Source organism: Lentilactobacillus dabitei (assembly GCF_019061365.1).
Taxonomy (GTDB): Bacteria; Bacillota; Bacilli; order Lactobacillales; family Lactobacillaceae; genus Lentilactobacillus; species Lentilactobacillus dabitei.
The window spans coordinates 1-18,863 of sequence record NZ_JAHPPD010000005.1; the positions used below are offsets into that span (position 1 = coordinate 1).

Annotated in this window: 15 protein-coding genes; 7 read left to right on the forward strand and 8 right to left on the reverse strand. The window is 43.1% G+C overall.

The window, feature by feature from the left end; genetic code table 11:
* Window positions 1-121: 121 nt before the first annotated feature.
* The 5 genes from KTE19_RS01375 to KTE19_RS01395 form a co-directional block, all read right to left on the reverse strand.
* On the reverse strand, window positions 122-1,093 hold the full coding sequence (locus KTE19_RS01375; protein WP_054747784.1) for an ABC transporter ATP-binding protein: 972 nt from the start codon (window positions 1,091-1,093) through the stop codon (window positions 122-124).
* Complete coding sequence (locus tag KTE19_RS01380) at window positions 1,090-2,187, reverse strand: ABC transporter ATP-binding protein (RefSeq protein ID WP_056982071.1); 1,098 nt, start codon at window positions 2,185-2,187, stop codon at window positions 1,090-1,092. Before KTE19_RS01380 ends, KTE19_RS01375 begins: the two co-directional genes overlap by 4 nt.
* Before the next feature lie 10 nt (window positions 2,188-2,197).
* Window positions 2,198-3,226 carry an ABC transporter permease gene (locus tag KTE19_RS01385; protein ID WP_217341436.1) on the reverse strand — a complete coding sequence of 343 codons (1,029 nt, stop codon included), beginning with the start codon at window positions 3,224-3,226 and terminating at the stop codon, window positions 2,198-2,200.
* Between the two features lie 14 nt (window positions 3,227-3,240).
* Window positions 3,241-4,170, reverse strand: coding sequence for an oligopeptide ABC transporter permease (gene opp3b / locus KTE19_RS01390; protein ID WP_056982075.1), 930 nt, complete (start codon window positions 4,168-4,170; stop codon window positions 3,241-3,243).
* A 126-nt stretch (window positions 4,171-4,296) separates the two neighbouring features.
* Window positions 4,297-5,919 (reverse strand): peptide ABC transporter substrate-binding protein, encoded by a 1,623-nt coding sequence (locus KTE19_RS01395; protein WP_217163245.1) that lies wholly within the window; start codon window positions 5,917-5,919, stop codon window positions 4,297-4,299.
* Between the two features lie 527 nt (window positions 5,920-6,446).
* Here KTE19_RS01395 and KTE19_RS01400 point away from each other — a divergent pair.
* Window positions 6,447-6,764: a hypothetical protein gene (locus KTE19_RS01400; RefSeq protein WP_217163247.1), complete on the forward strand. Its 318-nt coding sequence runs from the start codon at window positions 6,447-6,449 to the stop codon at window positions 6,762-6,764.
* 436 nt (window positions 6,765-7,200) lie between these two features.
* Here KTE19_RS01400 and KTE19_RS01405 read toward each other — a convergent pair whose 3' ends face one another.
* On the reverse strand, window positions 7,201-8,826 hold the full coding sequence (locus KTE19_RS01405; protein WP_217341437.1) for a peptide ABC transporter substrate-binding protein: 1,626 nt from the start codon (window positions 8,824-8,826) through the stop codon (window positions 7,201-7,203).
* Window positions 8,827-9,299: 473 nt separating this feature from the next.
* Here KTE19_RS01405 and hflX point away from each other — a divergent pair, with 473 nt between their 5' ends.
* The 4 genes from hflX (at window position 9,300) to KTE19_RS01425 (ending at window position 12,888) form a co-directional block, all read left to right on the forward strand.
* Entirely contained in the window at window positions 9,300-10,577 is a 1,278-nt protein-coding gene (gene hflX / locus KTE19_RS01410; RefSeq protein ID WP_217163250.1) for a GTPase HflX, read from the forward strand.
* Between the two features lie 77 nt (window positions 10,578-10,654).
* Window positions 10,655-12,016, forward strand: a complete 1,362-nt coding sequence (locus tag KTE19_RS01415) for an APC family permease (protein ID WP_217341438.1) — start codon at window positions 10,655-10,657, stop codon at window positions 12,014-12,016.
* A gap of 253 nt (window positions 12,017-12,269) precedes the next feature.
* Window positions 12,270-12,560, forward strand: a complete 291-nt coding sequence (locus KTE19_RS01420) for a type II toxin-antitoxin system RelB/DinJ family antitoxin (protein ID WP_217163254.1) — start codon at window positions 12,270-12,272, stop codon at window positions 12,558-12,560.
* Window positions 12,550-12,888 (forward strand): type II toxin-antitoxin system PemK/MazF family toxin, encoded by a 339-nt coding sequence (locus KTE19_RS01425; RefSeq protein WP_217341439.1) that lies wholly within the window; start codon window positions 12,550-12,552, stop codon window positions 12,886-12,888. The genes KTE19_RS01420 and KTE19_RS01425 overlap by 11 nt, the downstream gene beginning before the upstream one ends.
* 146 nt (window positions 12,889-13,034) lie before the next feature.
* Here KTE19_RS01425 and KTE19_RS01430 read toward each other — a convergent pair whose 3' ends face one another.
* The gene (locus KTE19_RS01430; RefSeq protein ID WP_217341440.1) at window positions 13,035-13,991 is read right to left on the reverse strand and encodes a zinc-binding dehydrogenase; all 957 of its coding nucleotides are present in this window, start codon (window positions 13,989-13,991) and stop codon (window positions 13,035-13,037) included.
* Window positions 13,992-14,133: 142 nt separating this feature from the next.
* Window positions 14,134-15,120, reverse strand: a complete 987-nt coding sequence (locus KTE19_RS01435) for a LacI family DNA-binding transcriptional regulator (RefSeq protein ID WP_217341441.1) — start codon at window positions 15,118-15,120, stop codon at window positions 14,134-14,136.
* 449 nt (window positions 15,121-15,569) lie between these two features.
* Between KTE19_RS01435 and KTE19_RS01440 the strand changes: the two genes are divergently transcribed.
* Together KTE19_RS01440 and KTE19_RS01445 are read left to right on the forward strand one after the other, a co-directional pair.
* Window positions 15,570-16,961, forward strand: coding sequence for an SLC45 family MFS transporter (locus tag KTE19_RS01440; RefSeq protein ID WP_217341442.1), 1,392 nt, complete (start codon window positions 15,570-15,572; stop codon window positions 16,959-16,961).
* A gap of 145 nt (window positions 16,962-17,106) precedes the next feature.
* The gene (locus tag KTE19_RS01445) at window positions 17,107-18,774 is read left to right on the forward strand and encodes a glycoside hydrolase family 13 protein (protein ID WP_217341443.1); all 1,668 of its coding nucleotides are present in this window, start codon (window positions 17,107-17,109) and stop codon (window positions 18,772-18,774) included.
* Window positions 18,775-18,863: the final 89 nt, after the last annotated feature.

Here is an 18,863-nt window from a genome sequence, read left to right on the forward strand (position 1 = left end):
GGTCAAAACAAAAAGAGCCCTAATCACAAAGTGATTAGAACTCGAATTTAGTTTCACCAACAACAGTTGACGAAGAGCCTTCAAATCCAGAATGACTGCGCTATTTGTTTGCCTTATTAAATTAATTCTCTATTTTCTTCGTTCGGCTCTTCTCTTGCAACCGTTTCTGATACATTGGCAATTCGTCTTCGCTGGCTCTAATCCAGTGATGGGGCGCAATTTCAACCAATTTACGTGGCTTACCATCAAATTCCTTACTTGCATCGTATGGAATCTGGACTCTTGCCCGCTCGTACTCTGGATCAGGAACTGGCACAGCTGACAACAAACTTGCCGTGTAATCGTGCAGTGGGTGCGCATAGATCTCGTCGGAGCTGGCGATTTCAAGCATTCGGCCATAATGCATCACACCAATTCGATCACTGATGTACTTCACCATTGAAAGGTCATGGGCAATAAACAAATAGGTCAAGTTCCGATCCCGTTGCAGCTTCTTCAACAAGTTAACCACTTGGGCCTGAATCGACACATCCAAAGCAGAAATCGGTTCGTCAGCAATGATAAATTGTGGCTGAACCGCAAGCGCTCTGGCAATTCCGATTCGTTGTCGCTGACCACCAGAAAATTCGTGGGGATAACGACTGGAGTGATCCTTGTTCAAACCAACGGTCTCCAATAACTCTTCGACTTGGTTAGTCCGATCGGCATCATCCTTAGCTAAATGGTTGATGTCGATGCCTTCAGCTACGATATCCTTAACCTTCATCCGTGGATTCAATGACGCATATGGATCTTGGAAAATCATCTGCATTTCCCGGCGGAAGTGTTGCTTTTGCTGCTTCGTTTTTAATTTAGAAACATCTTGACCATCAAAAATGATCTTACCGGACGTCGGCTCATACAAGTGAATGATCGCCCGGCCAACCGTGGTTTTACCTGAACCGGATTCACCAACCAGTCCAAACGTTTCACCCCGATAAACATCAAACGAAATGTCGTCAACGGCGCGAACTTCATTGGGCTTTCCCATGTTGAAATATTGTTTCAAATGTTCAACTTGTAATACTTTGTTTTCTTCGGAATAGTCAATCACAGCTGCTCCTCCTGTTCTTCGACATGTTTGTCTTTATGCTCATCAATTGCTTTATGAGTCAATTTAGCATAATGCTTCTGTCGTTCAATAATTTGTTCAGGAGGCGTCATCTTTGGCGCTCTTGGATCTAATAACCAAGTAGCGGCATAATGGGTGTCTGACACCTTGAAGAATGGTGGTTCCTGCTTGGTATCAATCTCCAATGCGTATTTGTTTCGGGCAGCAAAAGCGTCACCCTTGGGTGGATCCAGTAAATCTGGTGGCGTTCCTGGAATTGAAGGTAATTCAGTCCCAGTTGTGTCCATCGTCGGCATTGAATTCAATAAGCCCCAAGTATAAGGGTGCTTTGGATTGTAGAAAATTTCATCCACGGTACCATATTCGACAATTTTGCCAGCATACATAACGGCAACCCGATCGGCCATCCCAGCAACAACTCCCAAATCATGGGTAATGAAAATAATTGACGTGTTGGTTTTAGCTTGCAATTCTTTCATTAAATCCAAAATCTGAGCCTGAATGGTTACATCCAGCGCAGTGGTTGGTTCATCGGCGATCAATATTTCAGGATAGTTAACCAAAGCAATCGCAATCACGATCCGTTGGCGCATTCCACCTGAGAATTGGTGAGGATAGTTATTAATCCGCTGTTCGGCATTTTCGATTCCAACCAGCTTCATCATTTCCAGTGCTTGGGCATAAGCCTTTTCGCGTTTCATACCCTTGTGAATGATCAGTGGTTCAGCGATTTGCTTACCAATCTTCATAGTTGGGTCCAAAGAAGTCATTGGATCCTGAAAGATTTCAGCAATGTCGTTCCCACGAATGGCATCCATTTCTTTTCTGTTTTTCTTCAATAAATCTTGATTCTTGAACATAATCGTCCCACTGTCAATCACGGCATTAGGAGAATTCAATCCCATAATACTTCGCGTGGTAACGGTCTTACCAGAACCAGATTCCCCAACGATCGCTAAGGTTTCACCCTTACGAAGGTCGAAGCTAACGTCTCGAATCGCTTTAACAGTACCCGCATAGGTATTGAAGTTGATCTTGAGATTTCTGACCTCTAACACATTGTTTTCGTTTTCCATCTCAAAGCACCTACTCTCTACCCTTGGGGTCAAATGAATCACGTAATCCATCACCCAAGATATTAAATGCAATCATTAAGACTGACAACACGATTGCTGGATACCACATTTGATATGGTAAGAATTGGAAGTTCTTCTGCCCATCATTAATCAAAGTACCAAGTGATGCCTGTGGCGCACTGATACCAATTCCGATATATGACAGGAAGGCCTCGAAGAAGATCGCTGTTGGAATCGTGAACATCAAGTTAATGATGATGACACTACTCAAGTTTGGCAGCAAATGCTTGAAAGAAATCTTCCAGGAACTTTCCCCAAGCGCTCGAGCCGCTAGGATGAATTCTTGGTTCTTAAGCTCCAGCGTTTGCGCTCGAACCAGTCGGGCCATGTTAATCCAACTGGTAATCGCAATTGAATAGATGATCGCAGACATACCGGGCTTCAATACCAAAATCAAGAGAACCATGACAACCAAGTTAGGAATTGACAGCATGATTTCAATGATTCGTTGCATGATGGTATCAACTCGACCACCCATCCAGCCTGAAACGATTCCGTAAACAACACCGAATGCCAAGTCAAAGAAACTGGCAATCAACGCAATTTCAAGGGAAATCCGAGTTCCATAAAGGATCCGTGAGAATAAGTCACGACCAAGGTAGTCGGTTCCTAAAATATAGTAGGCATTGCCGGCGTGGGCCTGAACATAAGCATTCACTCGGGTACCTGATTGTTCAATCGTTCCATTAAACCCGTTAATGTCAATGCCAGGAATCTTGGGTGGCAAGTTCGCCAAGTTGGGATTCGTTGCATTGGGGTTGTGGGTTTCAAAGAAACCAGACCCAAAAGCCAAGATGAACAATATAATCAAAATGACTAAACAAATCATCGCTGCTTTATTTTTACGTAACCGTCGCCACGAATCTTGTAAGAAGGTTAACGATGGCGCTGAAATTTTTTCGCTGTCTAATTTACCACGGTCAGCAGCCGAAACTGGTTTGAAGTCGCCGGCTGAGATTGGTTTTGCATTATCTACCATTATTATTCTCCCTCCTAGTTATTGTTACCACTAAGTCTGATTCGTGGATCAATTAATCCATATAAAATATCAGTGATCAACAGCACAACACAAAGCATTGCACAGTAGACAATCGTCAATCCCATGATGGTTGGGTAATCGTTAGTCAGAACGGACTTAACAAATTGTTCACCAATTCCTGGCACTGAGAAGATATTTTCAACAACCATTGAACCAGTCATGATGTTAACGGTCAATGGACCAATAATCGTGATAATTGGGATCAAACTGTTCCGGAGAGCATGGTGGTAAATGATACCAACCTTGCCAAGCCCCTTAGCTTTAGCGAGTTCAATGTAGTCTGAACTCAACACATCGACCATTTCCGTCCGCATGAATCGGGCGGTCTCGGCTAATGGTGACGCCGCCAGTGCTAATGTTGGCAACACCGTGTACATGAAGCCACCCCAGTCAGCAATTGGGAACCATCTCAGCTTTAAGCCAAGGTAGTACTGTAACAATACCGCCAAAACAAATGATGGGATTGAAACGAACAGGATTGAGACAATTGTTGCAGTGGTATCGATCCAGGTGTTGGCTTTCACAGCACCCAGTGAACCGACAACCAATCCAACCAATACTCCTAAGACCATTCCTTGACCACCAATGATAAGAGATGGTCCCATCCGACTACCAATCAGGTAGGAAACGGCTTGGTTACTGAACTGGAATGAAATTCCGAAGTTGCCGTGAACCACACCAGCTAAATAGACCAAGTATTGCTGCCATACGGGCTTGTCCAAACCGTACTGCTTATAAATCTGGTGAATCTGCCCCGGTGTCAGCTTGGCTTGATTAGTCAACGGCGTCCCAGGCATGAACTTCATCAGAAAAAAGGTGATTGTACTGACGATAAACAAGGTTAAAACAATATAAAATATTCGTTTTCCCAAGTACTTTACCATATGAGTTCCTCACATTCTAATTAGGTTGTTACTGTTTTCTCATAAAGTCCATAATAATGTAAAAGAGACTGGAATTCAATAACCAGCCTCAAATACTTTGAACTGTAAAATTAAATTGAAACGTTATTACTTAACAGAAGCCTTAGCCCAGTCATATTGTGGTGATGTGGTGAAAGCTTGGACTCCTTTGACAGAAGGTCTGAGCAATGCAGCTTGACCTTGTTGGTAAAGCGGAACGAGTCCTTGATCGTTCATCAAAATCTTTTCAGCTTGAACCATGTCGTTCCAACGTGCCGTTTCATTGTTAGCATCCGTAGATTCAGACTTCTTGATCAAAGCATCATACTGCTTGTTTGACCATTTACCATCATTATATGAATTGTTTGAAGTCATCAAGTCCAAGAAGTTACTTGGATCTGGATAATCGGCAATCCATGCAGAAAGAACTAAGTCAAATTGTTGATTTTGTGCTCGAGTCAATTTTGACTTGAATGGAATATTTTGATTAGTGATCTTCAACCCAGGTAATTTAGTTAATTGACTTTGAACAAATTCGGTTGCCCGCTTTGAATCATCATCATCGGCTCCAAGTAATGTTAATGATAAGGACTTCTTACCGACTTGTTTCATTCCTTTGGCAAACAATGCCTTGGCTTCTTTCAAGTTGTAATCAGTACCATCTTTTACATATGATTGGGTGGCAAAGTCTTTGCCGTTATGCTTAGCCATACTTGCTGGAACAAATCCCTTAGGTGTAATATCTCCACCTTGCATAACCTTATTGACCATTTGCTTCTTGTCAATTGCTAATGCCATCGCTTTACGGATATCAGTGTTTCGAAGAGCAGGAATCTTTTTAGTATTAAATTCCATATACGAAGTTGATGCTTGTGGGAACACCGTGTAATCTTTGTTCTTCTTGTTATTTGCAGCTAGAGTTCCACTTAAAGTTGTAAAGTCAAGTTTGTTACTATTGTAACTGTTCAAAGCGGTTGAAGGTGTCTTAACAGCTTGGAACTTAACTGTATTAACTTTAACGCTCTTGGCATCCCAATACTTAGGGTTCTTTACAAGTTTCCAAGTATCGTTAGTTCCATTCCATCCCTTAAGAATAAATGGTCCATTGTAACTGTTCTTTGTAGAGTTGCCACCATAATCACCACCATACTTAGCAACCGTCTTCGAATTCTGTGGGAAGAATTCTGGTTGGGTAACCATGTATTTGAAGTAGCTTTGTGGCTTTTCAAGGGTAACAACAAACTTGTAATTACCGTCAGCCTTAACTCCTAACTTAGAAGGAGCCATCTTTCCGGCACTAATCTTTGCTGCATTCTTGACGTTGGCAAATATGTATGCATACTGTGAAGCGGTTTTTGGCTTAACAGTTCTTTGCCATGAGAATACAAAATCTTTAGCAGTAACTGGGGTCCCATTGTTCCACTTGGAGTGACGTAGATTAAAAGTCCATGTCTTACCATCTTTGGAAACTGTGTAGCTCTTGGCAACCCCTGGATCAACTTTGTTGTTCTTGGCCATTCGAAGAAGTCCTTCATTTGTACCATTGGCAATTTGAGCTGAATATAAGTCAACCATTTTAGATGTATCCATCGTTGCAATAGGAGATGGTGTCATCCAACTGATTTCCTGTTTCTTGGAGCCTGATTGTGATGATTTACTACCACACCCAGCGAGAACAACTGCAGATAATAATGCGACCCCGCCAAGTTTTGCTAATGAATTTAATTTCATTTCGCAATACTTCCTTCCTCAAAATAATTACTAACCTTTGTGATGAACCTATTCTAAATTAAAATTTGATTAAAAGCAATGTGTAGATTAACTTTTTTGAGATTTTAACCATCAAAAGGTCAAATGATAAGCACTATTTGATTACTTAATTTCAGTATTCACGGGAACGAGCTTACTTTTATTCATTAGCAATTTAATTACAAAAATTGGCTATAAAATTTACATATTTTATCATAAATGAATTTAATATGAAATCAAACCCTATTTGTACGGAATTGGTTCACATATTGAACTAAGATAATAAGAGGTTGGCGTGGATTTGGCAAGTGTATAAAGATTACAATTTAACCTCAAGATTATCCAATCAAATAATTGATTAAATGTTTCGGTGGATGTACTATCTGTACAACAAGTTTTAGAGAAGGAAAATCTATCACTTGCAATCCAAATATAGGAGATGAATGCTAGTAAATCCTAAACTAACATCAATTCGTATTTAGTTTTTTAATCGTTTGGAGGCAAGAATTATGGAGAACAAAATTTCAATTAAGAATGTTATATTTGCAACTGTTCTTACATTTGGACTTTCACTTAGTTTTGCCACACTAAATTCCACACAAGCGAGTGCAGCCACAAATTACTCTCAATTTAGAAAAGCAATTCGTTCCACCTCTCATTTTAGTCCCACACTGTCGCAGATAGAAAACACCGGTGGCTCTGGTTACCGTTCACCAAAAAGCAAAAAATTTGCGGAAAATGTGTTTGAAGGCAATTATCCAGATACATTCCCTGTTGATGGTGCTGGTGGCGGAGGTGGGGGCTTCAATGTCGCAAGTAAGCCTTAAGTTTGATTAAAAGTTAGTATTTAAATTTAATTTGAAGTTGATTTAGAATCATTGTTAGCTAGAGTTTTTGTGCAAATCAACTTATAATTCAATTCTAGTACAAAATCAACCATAAAAGTTATAATTCAAAACAAAGGAGCAGAACAGCATTATCGTTGTTCTGCTCCTTTGTTCATTTTTTAGCTTTAAATACATTCAGTGATTAACAGAGTTGGGCTCCCTCTACCACAACAATTAACAATATAAAAACATTCACCTATAAATCAAAGACGAGATGCGCGCCCATATTTCTCTGAATCTGGCTCATGAGCTACCCAAATTAGGAATGCTCCGCCAAGCAATAACCTGCACATAAGCACTTGATCTGTAAATCCAGAATCGGGATTTACAGATCAAGACACTTATGCTTCGGTTATTCCCGCTTGGCTCCGCTCACTTATTTTCGCACACTAATCTTACTCCAATCCCACTGTGGTGCCGTTGGGAAGAATTGGACACCATGAATTTTTGGCTTCATCAGCGTTGAAATAGCCGGTTGATACAATGGCACAATTCCTTGATCATTCATCAGAATCTTTTCGGCTTGAACCATATCGTTCCAACGGGCATTTTCATTGGCTGCGTCTGCGCCTTCCGACTTCTTAACCAATGCATCGTACTTTGCATTGCCCCATTTACCATTGTTGTATGAGTTCTTGGAGGTCAAGATATCCAAGAAGTTGCTTGGGTCTGGGTAATCTGCATTCCATGCTGTGATAACCAGATCAAATTGGCCGCTTGCAGATCGTGACAATCTGGTCTTGTAAGGCACATTTTGATTGGTAATCTTAACGCCTGGCAACTTCGTCAACTCACTTTGAACAAACTCAGTCGTCCGTTTGGCAACGTCTGTATCGTCTGACAATAATGTCAGGTTAACTGATTTCTTACCAGTTTCTTTCAAACCTTTGGCCCAATACTTCTTTGCTTCAGGCAAATTATACTCGATGGCGCTCTTGACATAAGACTGATCAGCGAAGTCCTTGCCGTTATGTTCGGACATATCATCAGCGACAAATCCCTTTGGTGCCTGTGAGCCATCTGCCAACACTTTGTTAGCTAATTGGTTCTTGTCAATTGCCAGCGAGAAGGCCTTCCGCAAGTTCTTGTTCTTAAACATTGGGTACTTCTTCTCGTTCATTTCAAGGTAATAAATTGAAGCTTGTTTATAAAGATGATAGTTCTTATCCTTCTTATATTGCTTAACTTGGGTGCCACTCAAAGTTGTGAAGTCAAGCTTGCCACTTTGATAACCATTCAGTGCGGTGGCAGGATCCTTAACCGCCTGCATGTTCAACGTGTTCAACTTAATCTTCTTGGCATCCCAATACTTCGGATTCTTAACCAGCTTCCAAGTATCGTTGGTTCCGTTCCAGCCCTTCAATACAAATGGGCCATTGTAGCCAAGCTTCTTCGCGTCGGTTCCGTATGAAGAGCCATACTTCTTGACCATCGAAATTTCTTCTGGGAAGTAGTAGCTTTGAGAAACCATGTACTTGAAGTAGCTTTGCGGTTTGATCAAGTTAACGACCAGTTTGTAATCACCGTCAGCTTTAACCCCTAACTTTGATGGCGACATCTTGCCAGCAATAATCTTATTGGCATTTTCCAAATTAGCAAAGATATATGAATATTGTGATGCTGTCTTTGGATTAACCGTCCGTTGCCATGAATACACAAAATCTTTAGCGGTGACTGGCTTGCCATCGTTCCATTTTGAATGACGCAAATTAAAAGTCCATGTCTTGCCATCTTTTGATACCGTGTAATTCTTTGCGACCCCAGGAACAACTGTGTTATTCTTAGCCATTCGCAAAAGTCCTTCATTAGTTCCGTTCAAATTTTGGCTGGAAATCAAATCGGTCATCTTGGAAGCATCCATTGTGTTGATGTTGGCTGCGACCATCCAGTTAGCCGGTTGTTTCTTAGTGCCAGATTGAGAAGAGCTGTTGCCACACCCTGCCAAAACAACTGCAGCGAGTAAGCCAACTCCGCCAACCTTAATTAATGAACTTAATTTCATGTTCTGATTCGTCCCTTCAATATGTACTGTAGTTTGTAACCCGTCAATAAACTGATTTTAGATTAAAATTTAATTAAAATCAATAGCTATTTTTAATATTTTATTCATTTAGGGATTGTTCATCACAAACATGCATCATCACTTGAATAGCTGGATTGATTTCTAATTAAATTCTTTTTTTCTGTCCATCACTTGGACTTGAGTTAACGTCACCCAGCTCCGCAGATTGGGTGCTTTTGTTTATTATTTTTTTACACTTGTGTGTTATACTTGAACACGTGATTATTAGGACGGGTTCTCTGGCAGAAGCTTGGATCCGCTCACTTTTTCTAGGACAGCTGCGTAAAGCAGAAACTTCCATATAAGCACCTCGAACAAAAATTCCCAAAAACCGGGAATTTCTGTTCGAGGAGACTTATATTCCAGTTTCAAAACCGCTTTACTCCGCTCACTTTTCTTTAGGAGGCACTTTAATGGATTTAACTGATACACCTACTCCCGTTGTCACCATTGGGCTCAACCGCAATTCCAACAGTTTCGATTATTCCATGACCGAACTGAATAACTTAGTTGAAGCTAACAAAATGACGGTAGCTGAAACCTTGGTTCAGAAGCTCGATCGGCCAGACCCCGCAACCTACTTTGGTAAGGGTAAAATTGAAGAACTCAAACAAGTTGTGATTGATGACGGCGTGGACACCATCGTGGTCAACGATGAATTGTCCCCCAGCCAAATTCGAAACATCGAAAAAGCCACCAACGCCCGGATCATTGACCGGACCGGCCTCATCCTCGAAATTTTTGCCAACCGGGCTCAATCTCGAGAAGCCAAACTTCAAGTGGAATTGGCCAAGTTAAAATACCAACTCCCTCGTTTGCACACCAGTGCTAGTCAACGGCTTGATCAGCAAACTGGGACAGCCAGCGGTGCCGGTGGTGCGACTAACCGTGGTGCCGGTGAATCACAATACGAATTAAACCGGCGAACCCTTGAGAAACGCATCACTCACGTTAATCAAGAACTCAAGGAAGCCTCAAAAGCCGACCAAACCAAACGAAAACAACGTGACCGCAGTGACATTCCAACTGTTGCCTTAGTTGGTTACACCAACGCTGGTAAATCAACCGTCATGAATGGCTTGATCAAGTTACTTGGCGAGGATGAAGATAAACAGGTCTTGGTAAAGAACATGCTATTCGCCACTTTGGACACTTCAATCAGACGGTTAACCTTACCTGATCAAAAAACTTTCCTATTAAGTGACACCGTCGGATTTGTCAGCCAACTGCCCCATCAATTGATTCAAGCATTTAAATCAACGTTGTCTGAAGCAGCTAACGCGGATTTGTTAATTCAGGTGGTCGATAATTCTGACCCCCACCGGGAACTGATGATGAAGACGACCGAAGATACTTTGAACGAAATTGGCGTGTCCGGCATCCCCATGATCGTTGCGTTAAATAAAGCCGATAAGATGGCCGTCAATTACCCCGCCCGTGAAGGCGATAACCTCGTCATGTCAGCGATCGATGATGCTTCACTTCAAGAACTGGTCACAATGATCAAGGAAAAGGTCTTCAAGAATTACGAGACCGTGGAGTTGTTGATCCCGTTTGATAAGGGGGACGTTGTTTCCTATTTAAATGATAACAGCAATATTTTAAAAACGGATTACAAGAGTGACGGCACGATGATCACCGCCGAGTTGAATGAAACAGAAGTGAAGCGGTTCGAGAAGTATCGCGTGTGACGACCAGTAAATTTTGCTGGACGAGCCCCACTTTACTCGCCACCCTATTTTGAATGAGAAGAAGGAGAACTGGAAACATGAAACAACAAAAAGAAGTGTCACTTGACCGAGATCTCGGCCTCTGGTCGGCACTCGCGTTAGTTATTGGAACGATAATCGGTGCCGGCGTTTTCGTCCGTCAGTCAGCTGTCCTAGATGACGCCGGCTCAACCACGATGGGCCTATTTGCCTGGTTTGCCGGGGGCCTTTTGACAATCACCGCTGGGCTGACAATTGCTGAAATTGCGTCGCAAATGCCCGAAACCGGTGGCCTCTATGTTTATATGGAACGAATTTACGGCAAGATGTGGGGCTTTTTATCCGGTTGGATGCAAATTATTTTTTATGGTCCAGCCATGATCGCCTCACTAGGCGCTTATCTCGCCATTTTATTATCAGATTTTTTTGGTTTCCCAAGTAAATATAACGTCTATCTCGCGATTGGAACCATCGTTGCAGTTGGCATTTTAAATTTATTCTCGAACCGATATGGTGCTACTTTTGCTATTGTGACAACCATCTGCAAGTTGGTTCCCGTTGCCGCATTAATTATCTTTGGCCTCTTTTTTGGGAATCAAAGTGCCTTTGGCCAAAGCTTAGTCACTGTTCATCAGACGGCCGGCAACTTTGGTGTTGCGATCTTGGCAACCCTGTTCGCGTTTGACGGCTGGATTCTGGTCGCTAATTTGGGTGGTGAAATTAAGAACCCTCGGAAGTTGTTACCTCAAGCGATCATGTTTGGAATCTTGGCCGTCATGGTCATTTACCTTTTGGTCTCTTATGGGGTCTATCGCTCCGTTCCCGCTGAACAAATTCACAAGTTAGGGACCAGTGCGATTCCTTACATTGCCAATAAAGCATTTGGTGACATTGGTGGAAAGATTCTCAGTATCGGGATTATCATTTCGATCGTTGGCTGTATGAATGGTAAAATTATGACCTTCCCCCGGATCATGTACGCAATGGCTAAAGGGGGCCAGCTGCCATTTTCAAAGACACTCTCATACTTGCATCCAAAGTCACATACACCAATCTTTTCAACGATCGCTGAATTGATCATCGTAACCATCATGATTATCTTCTCAAACGCTGATCGATTATCTGAATTATGTATTTTCACCGTCTACTGTTTCTACGTCATGGCTTTTGTGGGCGTGTTCCTGTTGAGAAAACGGAACCCAAGCCAAAAGCGGGTCTTCTCAACTCCGCTCTACCCCATCACCCCAATTTTAGCCATCTGCGGTTCGCTATTCGTGATCGTCAGTGAAATCATGTCAGACTTACCAGGCGTGCTGACATCGTTCGTTTTGGTCGGTATCGGTATCCCAATCTTCTATTATGAATCCAAGAAGAATCGTGGTTCGATTGCGGATGATTCTGAAGTGAAGAATCAGGATTAGGTGGATGGCGTGAATTTATGAAATGTTAGATTAGTATAAATATAAGAGTTCTCATGACAGGTTTGTGTCGTGGGGACTCTTTTTATGAACATGTTTTTTCCATTGGCGTCATCAACAAACCACTAAAATTAATGCCCTGATTTTTCAAACATTGGCTGAGACTACGGAAATAGAGTATAGAATCTTGTACATACACGCTATTTTTCAGTATGATATACATACAGAATACGTATAACATGATCGGGGTGCTCCTATGCCAATTAAATCTGATAAAAAGAAACGGATTCAAGTTATGATGGATCAACAATTAAGTGACGATGTAAATGACATCTTATCAGATCTGGGACTGAATCCATCCATTCTTATGAATGCTTTATACCGTCGCATCGAAGCAGAAGGGAAGATTCCTTTCGACTTTTCACTGACTGATGAAGAGCGGGCCACCCATCATTTAACAAGTACAATCAAATCTTTAGGCATCCCTATCATCAAAAATAAACAAGAAGCCGAAAAATTCTTGTTTGGAGACGATGATGAAAAATAATACGATTGCGATTGCCTTCATAACATACTCAGATCAAGTGGGAAAAGGCAAGACCCAGCCTGTCTTGATTTATCAGCAAGACGAGGTTCATTATCAGTTATTCAGGATCACCACAAAATATGTCACTAAATCGGAGCATATAAAAAAGTTCTACTATAAAATTCGAGAATGGCAGCAAGCTGGGCTTGACCATCCATCTTGGATTGATACTAGTACGCTAGTTGATTTCCACAAAGAGTGGCGGGTCATAAAAATTGGCAAGCTCCAACTTGTCGACATTAAAGGCCTTGATCAGTTCTTAGAATCTCATCTCAATGATTATCTGTAGCATTTCACTTACAAACTGCTTGAAATTCAACAGATTATTTCAAGTGTTTCAACGAGTATCAAAAAAGGGCTACCCCCACTGCAATTTCGCCAAATATAGTGGGGTAGCCTTTTTATTGTGAGCCCGATCCCTGCTTTTTGCTTTACTCACTGCACCCGCACAATCACTTTCCCAAAGCTATAATGTCCATCCATAAACGCCTGGGCGTCAGCGGTGTGTTGCAGGTCAAACACTTTTCTTGGTGTCACATCAACGTGGTTCCTATCGATCAAGTCGAATAATTCATCAAAGGTGGCTTGATTTAGCGCGCCTGATTCAAAGCTAGTGAGGTAAGCGCCTTGCAATTCAGAGATTGGTTCAAAATCTTTAAGGGTCCACACGCCGCCCAATTCACCGGTCATACAGACAATGCCATCGGTTTTGGTTACCATCATCGAATTTTTCAAAGTGGTTGCGCCCACCAGCTCCAACACGCGGTCAAACTGCGAGCCATCCGTCTGCAATTTGTTATCCTCATCGCGGATCACGTCGTCAAAGCCATTTTCTTTCAATTCCTTGGCCTTTTCCATATGCCGAGTGGAACCAGTGATTTCAATTGTTGGCACCATTGCCCTGGCTAAGCGAGCAGCCGCAACCCCGACCCCACTGGTAGCACCCCGGATCAATAAACGATTACCAGAGGCCAATTTCAATTTTTTCAACGAGCCATAAGCTGTCCCACAAGTTTCCGGAACGGCTGCTAAATCGTCCCAATTCAGATCAGTGTAAACGGTATAAATGTGCTTATTGGGCAACAAGGTGTATTCCGCGTAACTGCCATCAAATTCACGGCCCATGCCGCCCATAACCGAAATCACCCGTTGGCTGGGATGTAGTCGACTTGGATCAGTGGTTTTGACAACTTCACCAACGCACTCAATCCCTAAGATCCGCGGTAATTTGACAGTCGGTGACCACCCATTTCGGGTAAAGATTTCCGACCGGTTGACCCCGAATCCTTTGACCTTGACTAACGTCCAACCTGCCTTCACTGTTGGCGTTGGCACATCTTCATACGACAATACATCCGGTTCCCCCGGTTTTCGCAATACAATTGCTTTCATTAGATGCCACTCCTTCCTAAAAATAAGTGAGCAGATCCAGGCGATTAGTAACCGGAGCGTAAGTCGCCGCAAGGAGGAATTCCCGATTTTAGAATTTTTGCTTGTGGTGCTTACGTGCAGGTTGCTGCCTGGAGGAGCTGTCCTAGACACTCTGCCTAGCAATAATTTTAAATGGGGTAAAAGCTGATTTGGCAGCCTTTGTCGGTTGACTAATAATCTGCTGCATCCCCCGAACACCCATCTCGAAGAATTCCTGAGTGACACTGGTTAATTGCGGCCGCACGATGCTGCAAAGTTTCGTCCCATCAACACTCATCACAGCTAAATCAGTTGGGATTTTCAATCCATAATCCTGCGCCTGATTCATCACGCCGATTGCGGCCAAATCACTGGATGCGATCACCGCGGTCACCTCCGGCTCACGGCCATATTGTTTCATCGCATTAACGCCGTCTTCATAAGCAAAGTCACCGCCGCAAACCCAGGCCGAATTCAATTGCAACCCATTATCAGCCATGGCCTGATGATACCCATCCAATCGTAACTGACCAGTCACAGAGTCTAAATCCGCTGCCGCAAATCCAATTTTGGAGTGACCCTTATCAATCAAATACTTGGTAGCTTGATAGCCGATCTGAAAATCATCCGAGGTAATGAACGGTAATTTTCGATTTTTAAGGGTGATTGATAGGAACTGGTATGGAATATTGGCATTGACTAACAGGTTCTCATTAACCGAATTAAGGTTAACGGCGACCAACAAAATACCCATTACCGACCGTTCAATCACGGTTTCCAAAGCTTTTCGTTCCATCTGGGGATCTTTTTCGCCGGCATATAAAATAATCACATTCAAATCATGCTCACCGGCCTCTTGCTGAATCCCATCGATGATCTGGTCGGAAAAGTTCGTCTTGGTTGAGCTCACAATGACCGCAATCACCTTGCTACGGCGGGTAACCAATTCAACGGCAGCCGTATTTTTTTGATAGCCAAGTTTTTTGGCTGTTTTTTTTACCTTTTTTGCTGTCTTCTCTGAGTAAAATGCTGCCTGACCAGACAGCACTCTTGAAACAGTGGCAGGAGAGACCCCTGCTTGTTTAGCAATATCTTTAATTGTGACCGCCATGATTGCGCCACCTCTCTTTTATGTATATTGATAAGTTTCACTAGAATCATTAATGTTAAGCGCTTTACGATGTTCACCTCATTTTAACACAGTAAACGGCGCCTAAATTTTTAGTAAAACACAAACGTTTGTGATGTTGATGCAAAAGGCTTGCAAACGTTTTCTTTCAGTGATATTATAATCGCTGTAAACGTTTCCTTGCAATATATTTATTGGCCAAGTTGCTGGGGCGTTCACGTAGGACGGCTGTGTAAAGCGAAATATCTATCTAAGCATCTTTTTCAAAAATTCCTGAAGTAGGAGCTTTCGAAAAAAGAGATTTAGATTCTGGTTTCTAAGTGCTTTACTCCGCTCACTTTTATTAAAACAGCTCCGTAAAGCAGAAGGAGACTTAGGCTCCAGCTTCTAACTGCTTTACTCCGCTCACTTATTTTTTAGGAGGAATCATTATGGACGCAAAAGCAAAAGCTGGTAATGGTGACGTTAAAACTGAACCTAAAAGTTTTGCATCCCATTTGCCAAGTTTGAAAGTAAGTACGATTTTTGCAATGACGTTTGGCTTTTTCGGGGTTAACATGGCGTTCTCACTTCAACAATCACAAATGGGGCGAATTTTTCAAACCATTGGCGCCAACCCGAATAACTTAGGCTTTTTCTTCATCTTGCCACCGCTGGCCGGAATGGTTATTCAGCCATTAATTGGTAAGTACTCTGACCGCACTTGGACCCGTTTTGGAAGACGTATGCCGTATTTATTTATTGGCGCACCCGTCGCAGCAATCGTTCTGGTATTACTTCCTAACGCCGGTTCATTTGGATTTGGTTATGGTTCGGCGGCCGCTCTATGGTTTGCCGCCATTGCCACCTTGTTCATGGATCTCTCATCCAATGTTTGTATGCAACCATTCAAGATGGTCATCGGCGACATGGTCAACGAAGATCAAAAAGATATGGCTTGGTCTTGGCAGCAGTCCTTCTCCAACCTTGGTGGAGTGCTCGCCAGTCTGGTTCCATTCTTTCTCGCCTTCATCGGTCTTTCAAACGTCGCTCAAAAAGGTGAAGTGCCAATCACCGTTAAATTAGCCTATTACCTGGCCGCAGCCGTTCTGTTGCTGACCTCGTTCTACACAATTGCCAAGGTTCACGAATACAATCCTGAAGAATATGCTTTATATCACAACATTGACTTAACCAAGCGAAAGAAGCAGCCTAGTCTTTGGGAATTAACCAAGAAAGCCCCCCGGGTATTCTGGGAAATCTCCATTGTTCAATTCTTTACCTGGTTTGCCATTCTCTACTCTTGGACCTACGCTGCCGGTGCCATTTCCTTGAATGTTTGGCACACATCCAACCCATCATCAGCCGGTTATCAAGCCGCTGGTAATTGGTATGGGGTACTCACTTGTATTCAAGCTGTTGCTTCAGTTGTCTTTGGTTTGTTAGTGCAAGCACGGACTAAACCAGAACACCGAAAAGCATGGTACGTCTTTGGTTTACTTGCTGGTGCCCTTGGCTTCATTCTGATCTTCTTCATCCACAGCAAATGGTTGCTCGTTTTGCCATTCTGCCTGATCGGGATCACTTATATCACCATGAACACCCAACCATTCTCACTCTTAACAGAGGCTTTGAACGGTGAAAATGAAGGGGCTTACCTGGGACTCTTCAACTGTGCAATCTGCTTGCCCCAAATTGCCGCATCCCTTTGCAGCTTCTTCATCTTCCCAATGGTTGGTCACTCAATGCCAGCAATGTTCTTGGTTGGCGGAGTTTCATTAGTACTCGCCGCATTTTCAGTTCGCTTTATCCACTCAAGGCTCAGTGAACCAGTTAAACTATAATAACTAGGACAGCTACGTCAGGCAGAAACTTCCATATAAGCACCATGGGCAAAAATTCCAAGCCCACGAATTTCTGCCCATGGAGACTTATATTCCAGTTTCTAACCGCCTGACTCCGCTCACTAAAAAAAGAGGAGAATTCAATATGACCCACAAATGGTGGCAAAATGCCGTAATTTATCAGATTTATCCACAAAGTTTTCAGGACAGTAACAATGATGGGATTGGTGATCTTCATGGAATCATCAAGCGCCTGCCTTATTTAAAGAAGCTCGGAGTTGACGTCCTTTGGTTGAACCCAATTTATCAGTCCCCTCTCAAAGATAACGGCTACGATATTGCCGATTACGAGAAGATCTTACCGGAATATGGCACGATGACCGATTTCGACGAATTATTGAAGGAGGTTCACGCCCACGGATTGAAGTTACTAATGGACCTCGTGGTTAACCACACTTCCGATCAACACCGCTGGTTCCAAGAAAGCAAACAATCCAAGGATAACAAGTACGCCGACTACTACATGTGGCGCGATCCAGTTGATGGTCGTGAACCCAACAACTGGCACGCAGCATTTGGTGGCAGTGCCTGGACATACGTTCCGGAACGAGGCCAGTACTACCTACACTTGTTTGCCCCTGGTCAACCTGATTTGAATTGGGAAAACCCAGCCGTTCGGGAATCCGTTTGGAACATCATGCGATTCTGGTTGGATAAAGGGATTGATGGCTTTAGAATGGACGTCATCAACCTGATCTCCAAACCTGAAGGCCTTCCCGATGCACCTGAACCCGGCACCTACCCACTCACGGAAGGTCTGGTTGCCGATGGGCCTAAGTTAAACGACTACCTCCACGAAATGAACGACAAGGTGCTTTCCCACTACGATGTCATGACAGTTGGTGAAATGCCGAGTTCAAAGCCCGAAGATGCCATCAGCTACACTGGCCTCGACAGCCATGAACTGAACATGGTCTTCCAGTTCCAGCACGTTGCTTTGGAACCCAATCCAGACAAACGCTTGGGTAAGTGGAACGATCAGCCGGTCAAGTTACCGGAGTTGAAGAACGCCCTCTCCCGTTGGCAAAAGGCCTTAGATGGCAAGGGTTGGAACAGTCTCTACTGGAACAACCATGATCAGCCTCGGGCAGTTTCCCGCTTCGCCAACGATGATCCGAATTACCGGGTTCGTGCCGCTAAAATGCTGGGTACTACCCTTCACATGATGCAAGGAACGCCATTTGTCTTTGAAGGTGAAGAACTTGGCATGGCCAATGTGCACTACACCAGCATTGATCAGTACGAAGATCTCGAATCAATCAACGCCTACCGCGAGTTGGTCGAGGAAAAGAAGCTGGTGGATGGGCCAACCATGCTGAAGTATTTAGCCAACATTTCCCGGGATAATGCCCGCACCCCAATGCCATGGGACGACGGCAAGAACGCTGGTTTCTCGGACGTGAAGCCGTGGTTCGCCTTGAATCCAACTTATAAGGAAATCAATGCCAAAGCTGTGGTGGAAGATAAAGATTCCGTCTTTTGCCACTATCAGAAGTTAATCCAACTCCGGCATGATTCCGACTTGGTTAAGTTTGGAACCTATGATGAAATTGATCCTGACGATGCAGAAGTCTTCGCTTACCGGCGTCATTATCAAGGCAAGACGTTGCTGGTAATCAGTAACTTCACTGCCAACACGGTGACCCGTGATTATGATCAGGGGAAAGCTGACAAACTCGTCATCAGCAATTACGATGATGATCAAGGCACGGAATTACGCCCTTATGAAAGTAAGGTCTATGTATTTAACTAAGATCATAATATATTCGGGCATAAAGAGTCTTCTCAACTGATGAGGAGGCTCTTTTTTGCTTTGTTTAACTGCGGCAATCCATTGATCTA

What these genes read in the sequence shown, in the direction of transcription:
- KTE19_RS01380 (WP_056982071.1), bottom strand. Translation starts at nt 2,187, where the DNA reads ATGGAAAACGAAAACAATGTGTTAGAGGTCAGAAATCTCAAGATCAAC.
- KTE19_RS01385 (WP_217341436.1), bottom strand. Translation starts at nt 3,226, where the DNA reads ATGGTAGATAATGCAAAACCAATCTCAGCCGGCGACTTCAAACCAGTT.
- opp3b (WP_056982075.1), bottom strand. Translation starts at nt 4,170, where the DNA reads ATGGTAAAGTACTTGGGAAAACGAATATTTTATATTGTTTTAACCTTG.
- KTE19_RS01395 (WP_217163245.1), bottom strand. Translation starts at nt 5,919, where the DNA reads ATGAAATTAAATTCATTAGCAAAACTTGGCGGGGTCGCATTATTATCT.
- KTE19_RS01400 (WP_217163247.1), top strand. Translation starts at nt 6,447, where the DNA reads ATGGAGAACAAAATTTCAATTAAGAATGTTATATTTGCAACTGTTCTT.
- KTE19_RS01405 (WP_217341437.1), bottom strand. Translation starts at nt 8,826, where the DNA reads ATGAAATTAAGTTCATTAATTAAGGTTGGCGGAGTTGGCTTACTCGCT.
- hflX (WP_217163250.1), top strand. Translation starts at nt 9,300, where the DNA reads ATGGATTTAACTGATACACCTACTCCCGTTGTCACCATTGGGCTCAAC.
- KTE19_RS01415 (WP_217341438.1), top strand. Translation starts at nt 10,655, where the DNA reads ATGAAACAACAAAAAGAAGTGTCACTTGACCGAGATCTCGGCCTCTGG.
- KTE19_RS01420 (WP_217163254.1), top strand. Translation starts at nt 12,270, where the DNA reads ATGCCAATTAAATCTGATAAAAAGAAACGGATTCAAGTTATGATGGAT.
- KTE19_RS01425 (WP_217341439.1), top strand. Translation starts at nt 12,550, where the DNA reads ATGAAAAATAATACGATTGCGATTGCCTTCATAACATACTCAGATCAA.
- KTE19_RS01430 (WP_217341440.1), bottom strand. Translation starts at nt 13,991, where the DNA reads ATGAAAGCAATTGTATTGCGAAAACCGGGGGAACCGGATGTATTGTCG.
- KTE19_RS01435 (WP_217341441.1), bottom strand. Translation starts at nt 15,120, where the DNA reads ATGGCGGTCACAATTAAAGATATTGCTAAACAAGCAGGGGTCTCTCCT.
- KTE19_RS01440 (WP_217341442.1), top strand. Translation starts at nt 15,570, where the DNA reads ATGGACGCAAAAGCAAAAGCTGGTAATGGTGACGTTAAAACTGAACCT.
- KTE19_RS01445 (WP_217341443.1), top strand. Translation starts at nt 17,107, where the DNA reads ATGACCCACAAATGGTGGCAAAATGCCGTAATTTATCAGATTTATCCA.